Raw genomic sequence first — 20,052 nt, 5'->3', positions numbered from 1 at the left:
ACGTCACCTCATACGTACACGTTGACGAGAAGTCCGCGGATCTCACCGACTTGGTCGAGGAGCGACAGGCGTGACGCTTCTCCTGAGATGACCTGGTCCGTCAGTGCGAGCAGTTTCTGGTCGACCTGCTCGACGATCTTATAGATCTTGGCTCGGCCCCGGCGGTTGAACCCGCGTTTGTCTTCGAGGCTGAGCGCCGCGTCAACGGCGTCTTTCATAAAGTCTTTGATCAATCGTTTATATTCGGTGAGCGATTCGACCGTCTGGCTCTCGGCGAGGAGCTCACCTTGATCGTGAATGGCCGCGATCTGGCGCTGGAAGCGCTCGTATTCGCGGTCTTCCCGTTTTTGTCCAATCACGTTCTGGAACGAGACGCCGGGTTCCGCGTCAGGACGCTTGGCTTTGCCCGCGCCGTGAAGCGACTGGGTCTCCATAATTCGACGAATGTCCATCAGGCCTCGTCCTTTCTGTAAGTTAGTTCAACAATTGTAACACGCCTTGCGGCAAAGCGTTCGACTGGGCGATCATCGCCATGCCGGACTGGTTCAAGATGTTGAGGCGGGCGAAGTCCATCATCTCGCGGGCCATGTCGGCGTCGCGGATGCGTGACTCAGACGCGGTCAAGTTCTCTGAACCGATCGTGACGACACCGATGTTCGCTTCTAAACGGTTTTGGATGGCACCGAGCTTCGAGCGTTCGAGGGAGACGTCGTTGATGGCTTTATCGAACTTGGCGATGGCGTCGTTTGCGCCGCCTGGTGTCGTGACGTCGAGCCCGTCGATGCCGAGCGCTTCCGCGCGCATATCGGCGACGTTCAAGACGACGCCTTCACCGCTGCCGGCCCCGAGTTGGAAGAAGAGTGTCTCGTTCCCGGCGATATAGTCGCCGTTCATGATCTTCTTCGAGTTGAACTCGGTCGTCTCGGCGATACGGCTCACTTCTTCTGTGAGCGCGTTGATCTCTTCTTGGATCGCTTTCGTATCGTCTGGGCTCAACGTCCCGTTCGCCGCTTGGACCGACAGTTCGCGCATGCGCTGCAGGAGCGAGTGCGTCTCGTTCATGCCGCCTTCAAGCGTCTGGGTGAGCGAGATGCCGTCGAGCGTGTTGCGCTCGGCCATCGACAACGAGTCGAGGCGCATCCGCATCTTCTCGGAGATGGCGAGGCCGGCCGCGTCGTCCGACGCCTTGTTGATGCGGACGCCGCTCGAGAGCCGGTCCATCGTCTTCTTCATCGTCGTCTGGTTGAGCGACAGCGACGTATAGGCTTTCAACGCTTGAATGTTATTGGTAATTTTCATAACGGTTTCCTCCTACGTGTGCGGGTTGAAGCTGAGCGTTCAAAATCGCCTCGTCCCACGTCGTCTCTAAGTTGGTCGCGAGCGAGTGGAGCTCCTCGATTTTACATAAGTCTTGTTCGATCAGCGCCTCGAGGCTGCCTTTCGCCATATACAAATACAATTCCTCGAGCTGGGCCGAGATGATGCCGCCGCCGTCATGAAGTCCTTGGTACAGTTTGGCGAGCAGTTCGCGCGCTTGGCGCAGATGACGGTTGCGCTCGGCGATCGTCGCGGTCAGCGCGGTCTCGTAGTGATAGGTGAGCGCGTGGAGCATCGCTTGCGTCAGCTCCTCCGGGCTCATTTCATATAATCGGTTCGAATTCATGATTGTTCTCCTTTGATCGAGTCAAGTTCTTCTATTAAAAGCAACACTTCGGCCATGACGTCATATAGTTCCGGCGGGATGGCATCCCCGAGGTCAAGGTCGAGCAGGTGGCCGAGGAGCGAATGGTCGTGCTCGATGGCCACACCGCGCGAGCGTGCCTCTTCCAAAATCTTGTCGGCGACGGCACCTGTGCCGCGGGCAACGATGATCGGGGCCCGGTCGGTCGTCTCGTCATAACGGACGACGGCGGCCGTCTTGCGTTTCGTCAAATCCATGCGTTGATACATAAGGGCCTCCTAGATTCTAAAGTCATAGCCGGTCGTCTGTGTGCGCTCTGGTTCGACTTCGACTTTCTCGGCTTTCGTCAGCGGGCGGAACTGGGTCGTCACGCTCCGGTAGCCGATCGCTTCGAGCGTCGTCTCGATCTTGCCGAGTAGCGGTCGCGCGATCCGTTCGACCGTCGGGTCATCATGCTCGAGCGTGAGCCGGAGGTTGCGGTCGAGCGCTTCGACTTTCACGCCGATCTCGCCCAGGCGAGGTGTCTCGAGCCGGATGTAGAGGACACTGTTCTCCCAATCGACGACGTCGCCGGCTTCCCGGTTTTGGATGTGGACGTGGATGCCGGTGTCGATCTCCTGGACTTTCGCCGGCAGGGCGAGCAGGAGCTGATGGAGCTGCCCGCCGTCGAGCCGGTTGATCGTCTGTTGGACTTGGAAGAACGAGGCGAGGCGCGCAGCTTCCGGGGACGCCGCCTCCGATCGGACCGACAAGGCCGATGCCTGAACGGCTTGCGACGTTTGCGCTTGCGCCTGTTGCGACGCGGTCTGGACGCGCTGCGCCGTCTCTTGGACGTGGCGGCCCGACAGGTTGGCGTCAAGACGGAGTGGTGTCACGTGGGCTTCGCCGGCACGAGTGGCGCCATGCGGGATGTATTCGACGCGGACCTGGTTCGGCACGTAACGGAACTCGTTCAACGCGGTGCGCACGTCTTTAATGAGGGCGGCACTCTCGGCGGGTTTCGTCGACAATAGTGACAAGGCGACGTCGAGCTTCGCCGTCATCGCGACGAGCGCTTTCTCTTGCCTAGCGTCGGTATGTAACAGGGCGTCCGTCTTTTGGATGAGTTGCGTCAGACGCGTCCCGACCGTCTCGAGGGCAGGGCGGGCCAAATGCGGCTTCGATTCGACGAGCGCCGCGACTTGTCCGAGCTGTTTCGTCACGGTCGCTTGTTCTGAGCGGAACGTGTTCGTCACGGCTGCTAGATGCGTCGTCACTTCCTTGACCATGACTTGGCGTCCGCCTACGGGCGGCAAGGCTTCCCTCGGTTCGGGACGGGCGGGTGGTGCGGCCGGGAGTTCTTTGATCAGCCGGTCGACCGTCTCCGGTGTCGGTGTGACCCGTTCTGTGGCCGGGCGCGACAAGTTGACGAGTTCGACGTAGCGCTCTTTTTGCGGGTACGGCGCGTCCGGTGTCGGCACCTTAAGTTGACGTTTCGCTTCATCTAATGAAGCGACCGCGATGTCACGGGCCACGTCCGGTTTGACGACGGGTGCGTCCATCGTGCGCAAGAACAAGACGGCGTCGCGCATGTCGCCTTTGAAGACGGTCTCGAGCAAGCGGACCGTGTCCTCGTTCATAGGCAGGCGTCCCGATTGGATCAAGCGGCTGACGGCGCTCCGCACTTCGGGCGGGAGCGATGCGAGCAGCGCTTGGATTTTCGTATCGACTTTCGTCTCAGGTTTCGTCCCTGGCGCCGGTGCGTCCGCCGTCTCCGTTTCCGGTTTCACGACGACGGTCCCGAGCAACACTCCGTCCTCTTCGACGAGCGTTAGTTGGAACGGGTTCGTCTTCGGCAGCCCGTCTTTGAACGTGACCTCGACTTGTTCGCCGCCGACCTTGACGATGGCCGTGTCAGGACCGGTCTGTTTGACGATTTCAGCTTTATAGACGCGGTTCATCTGGACACCCGCGTTCGCGGCTACGGTTGTAGCGAGTTGCGCTTGGATTTGCATTGTTGTCACCTCGACCAATATATCGACCTCTTTTTCAAAAAGTGAAGCAAAAAGGCCATAAAAAAACCTCCCGTCAAACGACGGAAGGCAGGTCAAGATTCGAGCGCAGGGCTCATGTTCAGTTGTTGGAACCGGGCGACCAATTCACCGGTCGCTTTGATCTGGTTTTTTAAGACGTACGCGGTCGCGTTCGTCTGGATGCGGTGACCGTCTTTCGTGACGATCACGCCGTTCGGGGCACCCTCGACAGTCACGATGTCCCGAATGTGGGACCAGGCGTACCATTCGCAATCTTCACGTTTCGGCGATTTCGTCGGGAAGAAGACGAGTCCCGTCGTCGGTTCGATGACGACTGGCACTTTGCCTTTGACCCCGGCGACGCGTTTGGCGACGAAGATCCGTTCCTCGATCGAGCTGTTGTACTGGCGGCAAGAGAGCTGCAGCAACTGGTACGGCCGGAGCGGGGTCGAGATTTCGCTGCCGTCCTCGAGAATGATTCGCGATTGCTTCATCATGTCGAAGCAAGGCAGGATCGCCACGGTTCGCTTCGTGATGCGATATTTTTCCTCGGAATAGTAGGGGCGCATACGCTGCACCATCCTCCTCGTATTAGATTTTCAGGATCGGCCGATATTCAAAAAAAGCACAAACCTAAATCATCCCTTCCATGATATATCACAAAAAATGTAAATTCAATAAGCCAATATGAAAAGTAGGGAAATATAATTCCAATGTAAGCCAAAAGACGATTCATTTACAAAAAAGTAAAAAATGTTTGTATCGTGACCGATAAGGTGGTAATATAGCAATTAGAGGGAAAGCCTCTGTATTCTTCAATGGTGAAAGGAATGGATTTGCACATGGTAGGTAAAGTAAAATGGTTTAACTCAGAAAAAGGTTTTGGTTTCATCGAGGTAGAAGGCGGCAAAGACGTTTTCGTACACTTCTCAGCAATCCAAACTGACGGCTACAAAGCTCTTGACGAAGGTCAAGAAGTTGAGTTTGAAATCGTAGATGGCGAACGCGGCCCACAAGCGGCTAACGTTGTAAAATTATAATTTCAAACCGTGAACCGGCTTCCTCGTGAAGTCGGTTTTTTGTTTTGTCTACATAGTATTTTTCTCTTAAGAAAACGAGTTTAAAAACGGTGATAACGGGTAACTTCTTTCTATACAACCGATTCGATTGCAGGCGTGAGCATCGGAACAAAATTGTCATTATTTTCTGATGATAACGTTTTCAAATAAACTGAATTCGGGGTATACTATATATGAGCCACCCGCTTCCGCTTTCTTTTTAAGATCTTTTTAAGCGATGAGGCAGGAGATTCGGTCCAAAATGACGAATCATTGGTTCAAGCGGTTATTTTAAGGAGGAGTTAAGATGATTTATAACATTCGCGGCGAAAACATTGAAGTCACACCAGCCATCAAAGACTATGTCGAGAAAAAGCTGGAGAAGTTGACTCGGTATTTCACAACTCCTACGGATGCACAGACGGTTTACGTCAACTTGAAAGTGTACAACGAAAAGCAAAAAGTAGAAGTGACGATCCCGATGACGAACTTATTGCTTCGCGCTGAGGAAACCAACCTCGATATGTACGCGGCAATCGACCTCGTCGTCGACAAATTGGAACGTCAAATCCGTAAACACAAAACAAAGCTCAACCGTAAAGGACGCGCCAAAGAAGGCGGGATCGGCGAGTATTTCAAATCACTCGAAGGTTCTGAAGACATTCCTGCGTACGATGAGGACGAGGCAGAACTCGAACTCGTGCGGACGAAGCGATTCACGCTCAAGCCGATGGACACGGAAGAAGCGATCCTTCAAATGGACATGCTCGGTCACAGTTTCTTCGTCTTCTCAGACGCGGAGACCGGGAACACGAACGTCGTCTATCGTCGGAAAGACGGTAAATACGGCTTGATCGAACCTGAATAATCTAACTTTGAATTCACACGGCCCTCCGACTTGGAGGGCCGTTTCGTTTTGCCTTTCCTTGAAAGCATGGGTCACTTCGGTTAAACTGTACATTAGGGAAAAAACATGCATTTTTGACTGAGTGCAGAGGAGATAAAACGTATGGCGAACTTTTTGAAAGATTTATTTGCTCCACAGAAACGAGTATTGAAAAAAGCAGAAAAAGCGGCCGACTTAGTCGAGTCATTCGCTGAGCCGGTCAAGGCGTTGTCTGACGAAGCACTTCAGGCGAAGTCTGTCGAATTCCGTGAGCGTCTGGATAAAGGGGAAACGCTTGACGATATCCTTCCGGAAGCGTTCGCGGTCTGTCGCGAGGCGTCAGAACGCGTGCTCGGCATGCGTCACTACCGCGTCCAGCTCATCGGGGGCTACGTGCTCCATAACGGCGACATCGCTGAGATGAAGACCGGTGAAGGGAAGACGCTCGTCGCGACGCTCCCGGTTTACTTGAACGCCCTGACTGGCCGTGGCGTACACGTCGTGACGGTCAACGAATATTTGGCGAAACGTGACAAAGAACTCATGGAACCGCTCTACTTCGCGCTCGGCCTCTCGGTCGGACTGAACGTCTCGAACATGGACCGCGTCGAGAAGCAGGCGGCGTACAACTGTGACATCACGTACTCGACAAACAATGAACTCGGGTTCGACTACTTGCGTGACAACATGGTCCTTTATAAGGAAGACCGTGTTCAGCGTGAGCTCTACTACACGATCGTCGATGAAGTCGACTCGATCCTCGTCGATGAGGCGCGGACCCCGCTCATCATCTCAGGGTCGGCCCAAAAATCGACCGAGTTGTACACACGTGCCGATGCGTTCGTCCGGACGCTCAAGCTCGAAGACGACTACACGGTCGACGTGAAGACGAAATCGGTGTTACTCACGGACAAAGGGGTCGACCTCGCCGAGAAGTTCTTCGGCATCGACAACTTGTTCGCGATCGAGCACGTTTCGGTCAACCACCACGTCGGGCTCGCATTGCGTGCGAACGCCGTCATGCATCATGACGTCGACTATATGATCCGCGACGGCCAAGTCATGATCATCGACCAGTTCACAGGTCGGGTCATGGACGGACGCCGCTACTCGGAAGGTCTGCACCAGGCGATCGAGGCGAAAGAAGGCGTCGAGATTCAGCGGGAATCGATGACGCTCGCGACGATCACGTACCAAAACTACTTCCGGATGTATGAGAAGCTGGCCGGGATGACCGGTACGGCGAAGACGGAGGAAGAAGAGTTCCGTAACATCTACAACATGCAAGTCGTCACGATCCCGACGAACAAGCCGATCGTCCGTGAAGACGGTTCCGACCTCATCTTCAAGTCGATGGAAGGCAAGTTCAAAGCCGTCGTCGAAGAGATCGCTTCGGCGCACGCGACCGGACAACCGGTCCTCGTCGGTACGGTCGCGGTCGAGACGTCTGAGTACTTGAGCAAGCTTCTCACGAAGAAGAAGATCAAACACGAAGTCTTGAACGCGAAAAACCACGCCCGTGAAGCCGAAATCGTCGAGAACGCCGGACAAAAAGGTTCGGTCACGATCGCGACGAACATGGCCGGACGCGGAACCGACATCAAGCTCGGCGAAGGTGTCATCGGGCTCGGCGGTCTTTACATCGTCGGTACCGAGCGCCACGAGTCGCGCCGGATCGACAACCAGCTCCGCGGTCGGGCCGGTCGTCAAGGCGACCCGGGTAAATCGCAGTTCTACTTGTCACTCGAAGATGAGCTCATGCGCCGCTTCGGGACCGACAGCCTCCAGAGCATGATGGAGCGCCTCGGCATGGACGACACGCAACCGATCGAGAGCCGCATGGTCTCGAAAGCGGTCGAGTCGGCTCAAAAACGTGTCGAAGGCAATAACTATGATGCCCGTAAACAGCTGCTCGGTTACGACAACGTCATGGCCGACCAACGGAAAGTCATGTATAAAGACCGGGCCAGCATCCTCGAGAACGAATCGGTCACCGATATCGTTCGCTCGATGATCCGTGAGACGGTCGAGATGGGCGTCGCGCAATACACGCCGCTCGAACTCGTGCCGGAAGAATGGAACATCGACGAGCTGGCGCACTGGGCCAACCAGACGCTCGCCCTCGAGAATGCGGTCGCCGGGAAAGACTTCTACGGCAAAGAGCGCGAGGAGATCACTGAGCTGTTGCTTGAGCGGACAAACGCCCAATATGAGGCGAAACGTCAACTCGCACCGCCGGAACGGTTCAACGAGTTCGAGAAGATCATCGTGCTCCGTGCCGTCGATTCGCACTGGATGGCGCACATCGACCATATGGACCAGCTTCGTCAAGGGATCCACTTGCGTGCTTACGGACAGAACGACCCGCTCCGTGAGTATCAGGCGGAAGGCGTCAGCATGTTCGACGCGATGAACGCGGCCATCTCGGAAGAAGTGACCGGCTTCGTGCTCCGTGCCGAGGTCGGCGACAACCTCCGACGCGAGAAAGTCGTCGAGGAGGAAGTGGCAGTGTCTGGCAAGGACGACGCACCGGTGAAGAAAAAACCGGTCCGCCGTTCAGAAGACCAACGCCTCGGGCGCAACGACCCGTGCTGGTGTGGTTCAGGCAAGAAGTTTAAAAACTGTCACGGCAAACAACAAGCTTAATTTTTGAAGAGGCGAGCCTGCTCGCCTCTTTCCTACGGAAAGGTGAATCTCACTATGGAAATTTCAGATATTCGGAACGAACTCGAGGCGATGGCAAAACGCCTCGAAAATTACAGACAATCGCTCAACTTAACAGAGAAACAGGCGCGCATCGCCGAGCTCGAGAACGAGATGACGTACCCGGACTTCTGGGACAGCCAAGAGAAGGCACAAAAAGTCATCGACGAGTCGAACGTGCTCAAAGCGATGGTCGACAAGTATCAAGAGCTCGCGGATGGTCACGAGGACGGCGAAGTCACGCTCGAACTCATCAAGGAAGAACCGGACGTCGAGATGCAAGGTGATCTCTCAGAGATGGTCATGGCGCTCAAAGCCGACTTCGACGCGTTCGAACTCGAGATCCTCTTGAACGGACCGTATGACGCGAACAACGCCATCCTCGAGCTGCACCCGGGTGCGGGCGGTACCGAGTCGCAAGACTGGGCCTCGATGCTTCTCCGCATGTATCAGCGCTTCGCGGACAAACAAGGTTGGAAAGTCGAGACGGTCGACTACCTCGCGGGCGAGGAGGCCGGCGTCAAGTCGGTCACGCTCCGCATCGTCGGGCATAACGCCTACGGCTACTTGAAAGCGGAGAAAGGGATCCACCGCTTGGTCCGGATCTCGCCGTTCGACTCGTCAGGCCGCCGTCATACGTCGTTCGTCTCGTGCGACGTCATGCCGGAATTCGATGACGATATCGAGATCGACGTCAGAACCGAAGACCTCCGCATCGACACGTACCGCGCGTCAGGCGCCGGCGGTCAGCACATCAACACGACCGACTCGGCCGTCCGGATCACGCACGTGCCGACGGGTGTCGTCGTCTCATGTCAGGCCGAGCGTTCGCAGATCAAGAACCGTGAAGCGGCGATGAAGATGCTCAAGGCGAAACTGTACCAGCGCGAACTCGATGAGCAGCAACGCAAGCTCGACGAGATCCGCGGTGAGAAGACAGACATCGGCTGGGGCAGTCAGATTCGTTCATACGTCTTCCACCCGTATGCGATGGTCAAAGACCACCGCACGAGTTATGAAGTCGGGAACACGAGCGGCGTCATGGATGGAGACATCATGGGCTTCATCGACGCTTACCTCCGTAAGACAAATATGTGATGCATGTGGCTCAAAGACGTCCGTCTTTGGGCCACGTTGTATGTAGAGGAGAATTTCTTTAATGAAGCAAATCGTCAAAGACTATATTTACTTATTGACCGGTTCCGTGTTCGTCGCCTCGGCGTTCAGTCTGTTCCTGTTCCCGAACAACATCGCCTCGGGCGGCGTCAGCGGGATCTCGATCATCACGTACGAGCTGTTCGGCATCTCGCCGGGGGCGTTCCAGCTCGTCTCGAACGTGTTGCTCCTCCTCGTCGGCTGGATGATCCTCGGGCTCGGCTTCGGCGTCAAATCGCTCGTCGGCTCGATCTTCTTACCAGGTGTGATCTTGTTTTATGAAGCGATCGGTGCGGGCGCGGCGGTCGATGATACGCTGCTCGCGGCCGTGTTCGGCGGTGTCGGTGTCGGGATCGGCCTCGGACTCATCTTCCGCGGCCGGGCCTCGACCGGCGGGATGGACTTACTAGCCCAGATCCTACATAAGTTCACCCACATCCCGCTCTATCTCTGTATCGCCATCCTCGACGGTACCGTCGTGGTCGTCGCGGCCGTCACGTTCTCGTTCACGACGGGACTGTACGCGCTGATCGCCTTGTACATCACGATCAAGATGATCGACTTCGTCCAGCTCGGCTTCACGCAAGACAAGATGGCGTATGTCATCTCGGACAAGCGTGACGTCATCACGCGCGCCGTCTTCGACGAGCTCGACCGGGGTGCGACCGAGATCCAGGCGATCGGCGCCTATTCGCGTCTCGACCGGCCGATGTTGCTCGTCGTCGTCCGTCAGAACGAGGTGAGCCGGTTGAGAGACCTGATCCGCCGCATCGACCCCGACGCGTTCCTCATCTTCAGCGAGGCGCACGAGGTGATGGGCCAAGGTTTCACCTCAGATAAACGGTATAGCAACGTCCCGTGAGATGTGGAATCTTTGTGTACTTTTCGTGAGATTAGGTTAAAGGGCTTGTCAAAACGGTTATAATGGATAATGTAGGCAATTTCTACAACTTAGGAGGGGAACCCTATATGAAGAAGTGGATGATGGCCATCGGCCTCGGCGCCATGCTCACGCTCGGTGCGTGCGGCGGCGGCGATGAAGAAGAAACGACAAACGATGGGGATACGGGCTCGACGACCGCTTCGGTCGACGCGGAAGCGGTATACGCACAGAACTGTGCGGCCTGCCACGGCGCGAACTTGGAAGGCATGAGCGGTCCGGCATTGACGGACGTCGGTGCACGCCTCTCGGCTGAAGACATCGAGAACATTATTCGAAACGGACAAGGCGCGATGCCAGCGAACGTGATTGAGAAGGACGAAGAAATCACAGCGGTCGCAGCTTGGCTCGCCGAGAAGAAGTGATCATCAGGACCACGGGATAACCGTGGTTTTTTTGCATTCCGCGTTTTGGATTGATCGAATTTTGGTAAGGAACGATAAAGACATTGAAACGGAGTGGATATGATGTGAAGACAAAACTGATTGATTGGCCGACGTTCATCGGTGCGTTCGTCCTGTTGCTGACGGTGACGTTGCCGCTCGTCTTTTTCCCGGAGACGGGGAAGGCATGGGTCGGCGCCGCCAACACGTTCATGACGACGAACTTTGGCATGTTGTATTTAGCGATGGGACTCGGCGCGTTCGGATTTTTGATCTTCGTCGCTTTCAGTGAAAATGGGCACGTCAAGTTAGGCGCTGAAGATGAGGAACCCGAGTTCAGCACGTTCTCTTGGGCGGCGATGTTGTTCGCCGCCGGGATCGGCTCGAGTATTTTGTATTGGTCGGTCATCGAATGGGTGTACTACTATCAAGGACCGCCGTTCGGTGTCACACCGGAGTCGACCGAGGCGATCCAATGGGCGACCGCCTATGGCATGTTCCACTGGGGGCCGATCGCTTGGGCAATCTATACGCTGCCGGCGCTGCCGATCGCTTACTTCTATTATGTACGCCGCAAATCGGTGTTGAAAGTGAGCGAGGCGGTCCGGCCCGTCATCGGCAAATGGGCGGACGGACCGGTCGGTAAAGTCATCGACATCTTGTTCATCTTCGGTCTTCTCGGCGGGGCCGGCACGACGCTCGCCCTCGGGACACCGATGATCGCCGAAGGGGTGAACGAGATCACTGGCATCCCGGTCACGCTCGGCATGCAGGCGGTCATCATGCTCATCTGTACCGTCATCTTCGCCATCAGCTCGTACGTCGGCTTGAAACGGGGCATCAAAGTGCTGAGTGACTTGAACATTTGGCTCGCCATCATTATCTTGACGTTCGTCTTCGCCTTCGGTCCGACCCGGTTCATCTTGGAGACGACGTTCAACGGGGTCGGCACGATGCTCGACAACTTCTTCTTGATGGCGACGTGGATGGAGCCGTTCGGCAACCTCGGCGGCTTCGAAGAAACAGGCTTCCCGGAATCGTGGACGGTGTTCTACTGGGCGTGGTGGCTCGTTTACGCACCGTTCGTCGGCCTGTTCGTCGCCCGGATCTCGCGGGGGCGCACGATCCGCGGGATGGTCATCGGGACGATGGTGTACGGGACGTTCGGCTGTATCCTGTTCTTTGGGATACTCGGCAATTACGGGCTCTACCTCCACTTGACCGGCGCGTTCGACGTCATCTCGTATATGGACATGTACGGACCGCCGGCAACGATCATCGCCATTATCGGCCAGCTGCCGTTCGGTAAAGTCGTCGTCGCCGTGTTCACGCTCCTCGCGATCATCTTCCTCGCGACGACGTTCGACTCGTCTTCCTATATCTTGGCATCGGTCACGCAAAAGCATGTCGAAGAAGAGCCGCTCGTCTGGAACCGCCTGTTCTGGGCGTTCGCTCTCTGTATCATGCCGCTGACGCTCATGTTCCTCGGTGGGCTTGACACGTTGCAGACGGCGAGCATCGTCGGCGGATTCCCGCTCATCTTCATCATGGTGCTCCTCGCCTGGTCGTTCATGCGCGTCTCAAGCAAAGACATCCGGGCGTCGGAAGAGTATGAGTCACCGACGATCCACATCAAATACCGGAAACGGAAACGTTCACCGTTCGACGCGTTGAAAAAACGTCCGACCGATAAACGGAACGATTGAACATAGGCACTCGCCCCGGCGAGTGCCTGTTTGAATGTGAGTTTCACCAAATGTGACCGCAACGTGAAACGGACGTTCAGTCCGACAATTTCCCACCGAACTCAATCGAACTGAAACAATCCTGTAATGGTTATTTAAAATTCTGGTTGTTATAATTGTAGGCGCTCCTACTACTGAACCGGATAAACCTTGGCCCGTTCCGAAACTTGGACGGTGCCTTGACAGAATCACTAGTTATCGTGTAGAACTGAGGCTAGGCGAAAATATTCACTTACTAAACAATCACACACTCGTCATAGATGCATGAAAAATTTATAAAAAGGGTAGGGAATACGTTATGATCTCGATGCAAAAAGTTAGTAAAGTATATCCAAACGGTGTCGTCGCAGTCGACGACCTCGATTTGAAGATCGAAGACGGCGAATTTTTATACGTCGTCGGACCATCCGGCGCCGGGAAATCGACGTTCATGAAAATGATTTATCGGGAGGAGAAGCCGTCGAACGGTCAACTGTTGATCGACGGGATCGACGTCGGGAAATTAAAAAACCGGCACGTCCCGAAACTACGCCGCCAGCTCGGCGTCATCTTCCAAGATTATAAACTGCTCCCTTCATTAACAGTGTATGAGAACGTCGCGTTCGCACTTGAAGTCGTTCAGGCCGACACGAATACGATGCGTAAGCAAGTCATGGACGTCTTGAACCTCGTCGGATTGAAACATAAGGCACGTAACTATCCGGACGAACTGTCAGGTGGCGAACAGCAACGTGTCTCGATCGCCCGCGCCATCGTCAACAAGCCGAAGCTCATCATCGCCGACGAGCCGACCGGTAACTTAGACCCGGATACGGCATGGGGCATCATGGAAGTATTCCAAGAGATCCATCGCCGCGGGGCGACGATCGTCATGGCGACACATAACCGTGACATCGTCGATAAGATCCGTCATCGCGTCATCGCGATCGAAAACGGAAAAGTCGTCCGCGATGAAGAGAAAGGAGCATATGGCTATGATATTTAAAAGTGGGCTACGCCATTTACGCGAAGGGTTCAAAGGGACGCTTCGCAACGGTTGGATGTCGTTTGCGGCCATCAGTGCCGTCACCATCACCTTGTTACTCGTCGGCGTCTTCGCCCTCGTCATGTTCAACGTCAACGAGATCTCAGAGAACGTCGAGAACGACGTCGAGATCCAAGTGTTCGTCACACGGACGGCGGAGGAAGCGAACGTCGAGAAGCTAGGCGAGAACTTAGAACAGATCCCGGGCGTCGCCTCGGTGACGTTCAGCTCGAAAGAGGATGAACTCGAAAACTTCCGCAACCAGCTCGGGGAAGACGCCAACGCGTACGGTACGGTCGAGAAAGACAACCCGCTCCATGACCGCTATATCGTCAAAGCGGCAGACCCGCTCAACACGGAGACGGTCGCCGACGCGGTCCAGTCACTTGAAAACGTCGATAAGGTCACGTACGGTCAGGACTATATCGATAAGATGTTCGCCTTCTTCAACGGGATCCGCATCGGTGGACTCGTGTTGATCGTCGGACTCACGCTCATGGCGATGTTCCTCATCTCGAACACGATCAAGATGACGATCTTCTCACGCCGTCGCGAAATCGAGATCATGCGTCTCGTCGGAGCGAAAAACAGCTTTATCCGCTGGCCGTTCTTCATCGAGGGGCTTCTGCTCGGTGTGCTCGGCGCGCTCATCCCGATCGCGGTCATTTATTTCGGGTATGACGTCGCATATGGTGCTTTACAACCATCGCTAGATCAACTGAATAGTGATATATTTAAATTGATCGATCCATCGGTACTCACGACGCAAGTCTCGCTCGTCTTGCTTGCGCTCGGTGCGTTCATCGGGATCTGGGGATCGACGACATCGCTCGGTCGATTCTTAAAAGTTTAATTTAAATATGAGGAGGAATTGGCGGATGAAACGTTCGCTTGCGCTTGGATTAAGTTTGACGCTACTCGCCGCGCCGGTCATGGCGACGGAGAAAGAGACGTTGAAAGAACGACAAGATCGTCTATCCAATCAATTGGAGCAGTCTAAAAAAGCGCAAGTCGAGACGGACGCCGAGCTCGAAGTCACCGAGGCACAGCGCGACGCGGTCTCAACCGAGATCCGCGCCGTCAATGAACGTCTCGAGGGCTTAAGTGAACAGATCGCCGTCCAGCAAGTCGAAGCGGACGCGGCGCGCTCAGAGCTCGAGGCGACCCGCCAACAACTCGCTGCCCAAGGGCAGTATCTTGAAGGCCAGAAGGCGCTCCTTAGTGAGCGTCTTCGTGTGCTTCAAATCCATGAGGACCGGTCTTATCTCCAAGTCGTATTCGAATCCCGCTCGTTCGGGGATTTTGTGACGCGGCTCATGACCGCACAGACGATCGCGGAGCAAGACCGGGACCTCATACATAGCTATATGCATGAAGTCGAGCGCCTCGAGACGCTCGAGGCGACGCAACGGACACAGCTGTCGTTCGTCAAACAAAAAGAGCGCGAGCTCGTCGTCACGAAACAAGCGCTCGATCAAGCGGCCACAGAGAAACATGCGCTCCTCTCGGAACTGAACGAGCAGGTCGAACTGCTCGAGCTCGAACAGATGACCCGTGACGAAGAACAGGCGCTCATGAACGAACAGCGCCGCATCATCGCCAGTCAGCTCGACGCGATCGCGACGGCTGAACGGGAACAAGCGGAAGCCGAGGCCCGCGCGAAACAAGAGGCCGAGGCAAAAGCCGCCGCAGAAGCGCGAGCACGGGCCGAAGCAGCGGCACGAGCCGAAGCGAATCAAGAAACCGTGACACCACAGGCACCGCCAGCAGCGGAACCGGAAGCCGTCACGGCTCCGGTCAGTACGTTCTTGCGCCCGGTGTCGGGTTACGTGTCGAGCCGGTTCGGACCGCGGGAGAACCCGCTCACCGGGGCACCCGAATCGCACCGCGGCATCGATATCGTCAACGCGACCGGCACACCGATCGTCTCGGCCGCCCCAGGTATCGTCATCAAGGCGGCTGAAGCGACCGGTTACGGCAACGTCGTCTTCGTCTCGCACGTCGTGAGCGGGCAAGTCTGGACGACCGTCTACGGTCATTTAGATTCGATCACGGTAGCGGCCGGCCAGTCGATCGGGGCGGGCCAGACGGTCGGTACGCTCGGCAACACGGGCTGGTCGACGGGACCGCATCTCCACTTCGAGCTCCATCGTGGGGAATGGGCACCCGGGCAACCAAATGCGGTCGACCCGGGCCCTTATATCGGCTACTGACAGACGGACGCGTCCCAAATATGTGGAACGCGTCCGTTTTTCTGAAGTTTTTGCTATACTGGATGAAAGACCGACAAAAAGAAATGAGGGACTTACCCGTGAAAAACACAACCGCAGGACTACTCGCCGGCGCGACGTTCGTGGCAGGGGCCGGTGCAGGCCTGGCGACGATGGCGTTCACCGATACGAGGTTACCGATCCAACCGAAAGCAGAAGGTTGGGACAAGGTCGAACAAGTCCGCAGCTTGATCGAGACGCACTCGCTAAAGGATATCTCGGAAGAAGACTTGTTGACCGGCGCCCTTGACGGCATGACGGCAGCGCTCGATGACCCGTACTCTGACTTCCTCGACGCGGAAGAAACGTCACAGTTCACCGACTCGATCGAGTCGAGCTTTGAAGGAATCGGCGCGACTTTGGAGAAGAAAGGAGAAGACATCTTGATCGTCGCTCCGATCAAAGGTGCACCAGCTGAAGCGGCAGGCCTTCGTCCAGGGGATATCATCACCGCGGTCGACGGCGAATCAATCGAAGGGATGGCCGTCGAAGAGGCGGTCCAGCTCATCCGTGGTGAAAAAGGAACGGTTGTCACGCTGACGATCCGTCGCGGCGGGCAAGAGGCCGATTATGAGATCACGCGGGATACGATCCCGATCGAGACGGTCTACTCGGAAGTGAAAGAGCAGGACGGCAAAAAGATCGGCTATCTGGAAGTGACCCAGTTCTCAGAGCCGACGGCCGATGAGTTTTTAGAGCAGCTCGAGACGCTCGAGAGCCAAAATATCGATAGCTTGATCATCGACGTCCGGGGCAACCCGGGTGGTCTCTTGCCGGCCGTCATCGCGATGACCGAAGGGTTCGTCCCGACGGATAAGCCGGTCGTTCAAATCGAGAACGCCGACGGGGAACGTGAGGCCCAAAACGGACGCGCCCGTGAGGCGAAGCCGTACAAGCTGTTCGTCTTGACGAACGAAGGCTCGGCCTCGGCGTCCGAGATTTTGGCCGGTGCGCTCAAGGAAGGCGCCGGTGCGACAGTTGTCGGCAACACGACGTTCGGGAAAGGTGTCGTCCAGACGGCGTTCGACTTGGAAGACGGTAGCAACTTGAAGCTGACGACGAGCAAATGGCTCACACCGGACGGCAATTGGATCAACGAGACGGGTATCGAGCCTGACGTTGAGGTCGATCAACCGGATTACTTTGGGGTCAACCGTATCCTCGCGGAAGAGGATTCGCTCAAAGTCGGGGACTACGGCGAGACGGTGTCGAACCTGCATACGGTGTTGACCGGGATCGGTTATGAGCCGGGCGGTCAGGCGGGTTACTTCGGTGACACGATGGCACAGGCGGTCTCAGACTTCCAAGCCGACAACAACTTAACGGAGGACGGGGTCGTCAATGAAGCGACGGCGTCCGCGCTCGAGTCACGGTTGCTTGAAGTCATCCAAGACGAGGCGAACGATGCCCAGTTGAACCGGGCACTTGAAGAAGCCGCAAAATAAGGATTAGGGAAAGGATTGGACAAGTGTGGACGTTCTACGAATGAGTTTTACCGCTTTGTTGACCTTGTTAGGTAGTCCGCTGCTCTGGGCGACGTTCGTCGCCCTCGCTTACATATCCATGACGCGCATTAAACGGGAGCGAAGCATGTTCCGGTCGCGCCGACGCTCGCCGAAGTCAGATTGGCGCCACTTTGTGTGGCCGAGTCTGTTGCTCGCGGTCCTCGGAACTGTAGCGACCGTCTTGCTCGAGACGACGGTCAACTTCGAGTGGGTCGTCACGTTCACCGTCCTCTACGCCCTGATCGTCTTGACGATGCATCCGCGCTTCATGAGTCCGGCGTTTCCGTTCCTGATCATGCTCGTGGTCATCGGTCTGCGCGACGTTGTCCCGCTAGCCGGGCTCACGAATTGGGTCGACCGGCTCGCCGACGTCGAGTGGCCGGTGTATGCGCTCGTGTTCGGCATCGTCACGCTCGCCGAAGCGATCCTCCTTCGTTGGAACGGGACCAAAGAGACGTCACCGACGCTCATCTTGTCGAAGCGCGGCCAGTTCATCGGCGGACACGTCGTCAAGCGGGTTTGGTTCTTTCCGCTCATCGTCTTTTTACCGCCAGCGTTCGGGCTCGACTTCTCGGTACCGGTCATCTTGCCGATCCCGATCGGGGTCAGCCTGCTGTCGACCGGGGCACTGCCGGGAACGCTGCTCGGCCGGTTGAGCCTGTATCGCGGTTTGCTCGCGGTGGTCGCGCTCGGCTTGTTCGCCGGGTCGTACGTCCTAGACGTTCCGTACGTCGCTTATGTGTTGATCGGTCTGTTCGTCTTGTACGAGCTCGCCTTGCAGCTCATCAAACGGGAGAACCGCGGCACGACACCGGTCTTCTTGAACGGGAACCGCGGGGCGGTCATCATCGATACGCTTCCGGGTTCTCCGGGGGAGACGATGCAGCTCATACCAGGTGAGTCGATCTACAAAGTGAACGGTACGGTCATCACCGGAGGGAGCAGCTTTTATGAGGCGCTTCAACTCCATAAGCCGTACATCAAGCTCGAAGTGCTCAACTTGAACGGGGATATCCGCTTCGTGCAACGGGCGATGTATGAGGCCGACCCGCACGAGCTCGGCATCTTGTTCGTCGGGGATCCGATGAGCCCGCGCTTGCGCTTACGGAAATTATAAAAAGGAGCATCCGTCGCGGATGCTCCTTTTCGTATGCTTATACTTCAAGTTTTGATGGTTTGAAGCCCATCGTCGCTTCGACGGCGTGTTGCCAGCCTTTGTAGAGCGCTTCACGATGCGTTTCGTCCATGTTCGGTTCGAACTGATGATCGAGTTTCCATTGCTGCTTGATCTCGTTCTGGTCTTTCCAGAACCCGACGGCGAGTCCGGCGAGATAGGCGGCGCCGAGCGCCGTCGTCTCACTCACTTCCGGACGTTCGACCGGTACGTTCAAGATGTCCGCTTGGAACTGCATGAGGAAGTCGTTGTTGACTGCACCACCGTCGACGCGGAGCGTCTTCAATGCGATGCCGGAATCTTGCTCCATCGCCGTCAAGACGTCGCGTGTCTGATAGGCGAGTGACTCGAGCGTCGCCCGGACGAAGTGTTCTTTTTCCGTACCGCGGGTGATCCCGAAGATGGCGCCGCGGACGTCCGAGTCCCAATACGGGGCACCGAGTCCGACGAAGGCCGGGACGACGTAGACTCCGTCGGTCGTGTCGACACGGTTCGCATACTGTTCCGTATCTTTCGCCGACTTGAGCATACGCAGTCCGTCACGGAGCCACTGGATGGCTGATCCAGCGACAAAGATCGATCCTTCGAGCGCGTACTCGACTTTGCCGTTGTAGCCCCAGGCGATCGTCGTCAACAGACCGTGGTCCGACTTGACGGCTTCTTCTCCTGTGTTCATAAGCATGAAGCAACCCGTTCCGTATGTGTTCTTCCCTTCGCCTGACTCGAAGCAGGCTTGGCCGAACAAGGCGGCTTGTTGGTCACCGGCCGCGCCGGCAATCGGGACTTCGAATCCGAAGAAGTGGTACGGAATCGTGTGAGCGTATACTTCACTCGATGGCTTGACTTCAGGCAGCATCGACTTTGGTACGGTGAGGATGTCGAGCAACTCATCGTCCCACTTCTGCTCGTAGATGTTGTACATGAGCGTCCGTGACGCGTTCGAGTAGTCGGTGACGTGCGCGAGACCGCCCGAGAGTTTCCAGATGAGCCACGTGTCGATCGTTCCGAACAACAATTCCCCGGCTTCCGCTTTCTCACGGGCGCCTTCGACGTTGTCGAGGATCCATTTCACTTTCGTCCCCGAGAAGTAAGCGTCGATCAATAATCCGGTCTTGTCGCGGAACAAGTCGGCGTGACCGGCCGCATTCAATTCGTCACAGATGCCGGCAGTCTGACGCGATTGCCAGACGACGGCGTTGTAGACAGGTCTGCCGGTCGACTTCTCCCAGACGACCGTCGTCTCCCGTTGGTTCGTGATGCCGATGGCCGCGATCTCTTTCGGGTCGATGTCGGCCGAACCGAACGCCTCGGCCATGACGGCGAGGACCGAACCCCAGATCTCGTTGGCGTTATGCTCGACCCAGCCTGGTTTCGGGAAGTACTGCTTGAACTCGCGCTGAGCGGTCGTGACGATCTTGCCGTCGTGGTCGAAGATGATGACCCGTGAACTGGTCGTACCTTGGTCGATTGCTAAAATATACCGTTTTTCTTTGTCCATATGAATGTGCCTCCTTAG

19 protein-coding genes are annotated in these 20,052 nt (G+C 56.3%); 12 read left to right on the top strand and 7 right to left on the bottom strand.

The window, feature by feature from the left end; translation table 11 throughout:
• Window positions 1–8 precede the first annotated feature (8 nt).
• The 6 genes from EVJ23_RS02955 to EVJ23_RS02930 all read right to left on the bottom strand — a co-directional run bounded on the left by EVJ23_RS02955 (window position 9) and on the right by EVJ23_RS02930 (window position 4,274).
• Complete coding sequence (locus EVJ23_RS02955) at window positions 9–452, bottom strand: YaaR family protein (RefSeq protein ID WP_016508634.1); 444 nt, start codon at window positions 450–452, stop codon at window positions 9–11.
• A 22-nt stretch (window positions 453–474) separates the two neighbouring features.
• Window positions 475–1,299 carry a flagellin N-terminal helical domain-containing protein gene (locus EVJ23_RS02950; RefSeq protein WP_131464027.1) on the bottom strand — a complete coding sequence of 275 codons (825 nt, stop codon included), beginning with the start codon at window positions 1,297–1,299 and terminating at the stop codon, window positions 475–477.
• Window positions 1,283–1,663: a flagellar protein FliS gene (locus tag EVJ23_RS02945; RefSeq protein ID WP_131464025.1), complete on the bottom strand. Its 381-nt coding sequence runs from the start codon at window positions 1,661–1,663 to the stop codon at window positions 1,283–1,285. The genes EVJ23_RS02950 and EVJ23_RS02945 overlap by 17 nt, the downstream gene beginning before the upstream one ends.
• Window positions 1,660–1,950 (bottom strand): EscU/YscU/HrcU family type III secretion system export apparatus switch protein, encoded by a 291-nt coding sequence (locus EVJ23_RS02940; RefSeq protein WP_071397988.1) that lies wholly within the window; start codon window positions 1,948–1,950, stop codon window positions 1,660–1,662. The genes EVJ23_RS02945 and EVJ23_RS02940 overlap by 4 nt, the downstream gene beginning before the upstream one ends.
• 9 nt (window positions 1,951–1,959) lie before the next feature.
• Window positions 1,960–3,675, bottom strand: a complete 1,716-nt coding sequence (locus EVJ23_RS02935) for a hypothetical protein (protein WP_236633691.1) — start codon at window positions 3,673–3,675, stop codon at window positions 1,960–1,962.
• A 92-nt stretch (window positions 3,676–3,767) separates the two neighbouring features.
• Window positions 3,768–4,274: a competence protein ComK gene (locus tag EVJ23_RS02930; RefSeq protein ID WP_236633350.1), complete on the bottom strand. Its 507-nt coding sequence runs from the start codon at window positions 4,272–4,274 to the stop codon at window positions 3,768–3,770.
• A 261-nt stretch (window positions 4,275–4,535) separates the two neighbouring features.
• On the opposite strand from EVJ23_RS02930, the gene cspD reads away from it, so the two are divergent.
• The 12 genes from cspD (at window position 4,536) to EVJ23_RS02870 (ending at window position 18,479) form a co-directional block, all read left to right on the top strand.
• The gene (gene cspD, locus EVJ23_RS02925) at window positions 4,536–4,733 is read left to right on the top strand and encodes a cold-shock protein CspD (protein WP_035386012.1); all 198 of its coding nucleotides are present in this window, start codon (window positions 4,536–4,538) and stop codon (window positions 4,731–4,733) included.
• A gap of 325 nt (window positions 4,734–5,058) precedes the next feature.
• Complete coding sequence (hpf, locus tag EVJ23_RS02920) at window positions 5,059–5,619, top strand: ribosome hibernation-promoting factor, HPF/YfiA family (RefSeq protein ID WP_131464021.1); 561 nt, start codon at window positions 5,059–5,061, stop codon at window positions 5,617–5,619.
• A 141-nt stretch (window positions 5,620–5,760) separates the two neighbouring features.
• The gene (gene secA, locus EVJ23_RS02915) at window positions 5,761–8,283 is read left to right on the top strand and encodes a preprotein translocase subunit SecA (protein WP_131464019.1); all 2,523 of its coding nucleotides are present in this window, start codon (window positions 5,761–5,763) and stop codon (window positions 8,281–8,283) included.
• A gap of 54 nt (window positions 8,284–8,337) precedes the next feature.
• On the top strand, window positions 8,338–9,438 hold the full coding sequence (prfB, locus tag EVJ23_RS02910; RefSeq protein WP_070328672.1) for a peptide chain release factor 2: 1,101 nt from the start codon (window positions 8,338–8,340) through the stop codon (window positions 9,436–9,438).
• A 61-nt stretch (window positions 9,439–9,499) separates the two neighbouring features.
• On the top strand, window positions 9,500–10,357 hold the full coding sequence (locus tag EVJ23_RS02905) for a YitT family protein (protein WP_071397984.1): 858 nt from the start codon (window positions 9,500–9,502) through the stop codon (window positions 10,355–10,357).
• 107 nt (window positions 10,358–10,464) lie between these two features.
• Window positions 10,465–10,800 carry a cytochrome c551 gene (gene cccB / locus EVJ23_RS02900; protein WP_131464017.1) on the top strand — a complete coding sequence of 112 codons (336 nt, stop codon included), beginning with the start codon at window positions 10,465–10,467 and terminating at the stop codon, window positions 10,798–10,800.
• 104 nt (window positions 10,801–10,904) lie between these two features.
• Window positions 10,905–12,524, top strand: a complete 1,620-nt coding sequence (locus EVJ23_RS02895; RefSeq protein ID WP_070328675.1) for a BCCT family transporter — start codon at window positions 10,905–10,907, stop codon at window positions 12,522–12,524.
• A 337-nt stretch (window positions 12,525–12,861) separates the two neighbouring features.
• Window positions 12,862–13,548, top strand: a complete 687-nt coding sequence (gene ftsE / locus EVJ23_RS02890) for a cell division ATP-binding protein FtsE (RefSeq protein WP_071397982.1) — start codon at window positions 12,862–12,864, stop codon at window positions 13,546–13,548.
• Complete coding sequence (ftsX, locus tag EVJ23_RS02885) at window positions 13,538–14,440, top strand: permease-like cell division protein FtsX (RefSeq protein WP_131464015.1); 903 nt, start codon at window positions 13,538–13,540, stop codon at window positions 14,438–14,440. Before ftsE ends, ftsX begins: the two co-directional genes overlap by 11 nt.
• Before the next feature lie 25 nt (window positions 14,441–14,465).
• Window positions 14,466–15,800: a murein hydrolase activator EnvC family protein gene (locus EVJ23_RS02880; protein WP_131464013.1), complete on the top strand. Its 1,335-nt coding sequence runs from the start codon at window positions 14,466–14,468 to the stop codon at window positions 15,798–15,800.
• A 98-nt stretch (window positions 15,801–15,898) separates the two neighbouring features.
• Window positions 15,899–17,302: a S41 family peptidase gene (locus tag EVJ23_RS02875; RefSeq protein ID WP_070328679.1), complete on the top strand. Its 1,404-nt coding sequence runs from the start codon at window positions 15,899–15,901 to the stop codon at window positions 17,300–17,302.
• A gap of 40 nt (window positions 17,303–17,342) precedes the next feature.
• A complete protein-coding gene (locus EVJ23_RS02870) occupies window positions 17,343–18,479 on the top strand; it encodes a PDZ domain-containing protein (RefSeq protein ID WP_131464011.1) in 1,137 nt (378 codons plus the stop codon).
• A gap of 37 nt (window positions 18,480–18,516) precedes the next feature.
• Here EVJ23_RS02870 and glpK read toward each other — a convergent pair whose 3' ends face one another.
• Window positions 18,517–20,034 (bottom strand): glycerol kinase GlpK, encoded by a 1,518-nt coding sequence (gene glpK / locus EVJ23_RS02865; RefSeq protein WP_131464009.1) that lies wholly within the window; start codon window positions 20,032–20,034, stop codon window positions 18,517–18,519.
• Between the last annotated feature and the right edge of the window lie 18 nt (window positions 20,035–20,052).

It is taken from the genome of Exiguobacterium sp. SH1S1, assembly GCF_004337245.1.
Taxonomy (GTDB): Bacteria; Bacillota; Bacilli; order Exiguobacteriales; family Exiguobacteriaceae; genus Exiguobacterium; species Exiguobacterium aurantiacum_A.
This window is presented reverse-complemented; position numbering and strand designations above follow the sequence as displayed.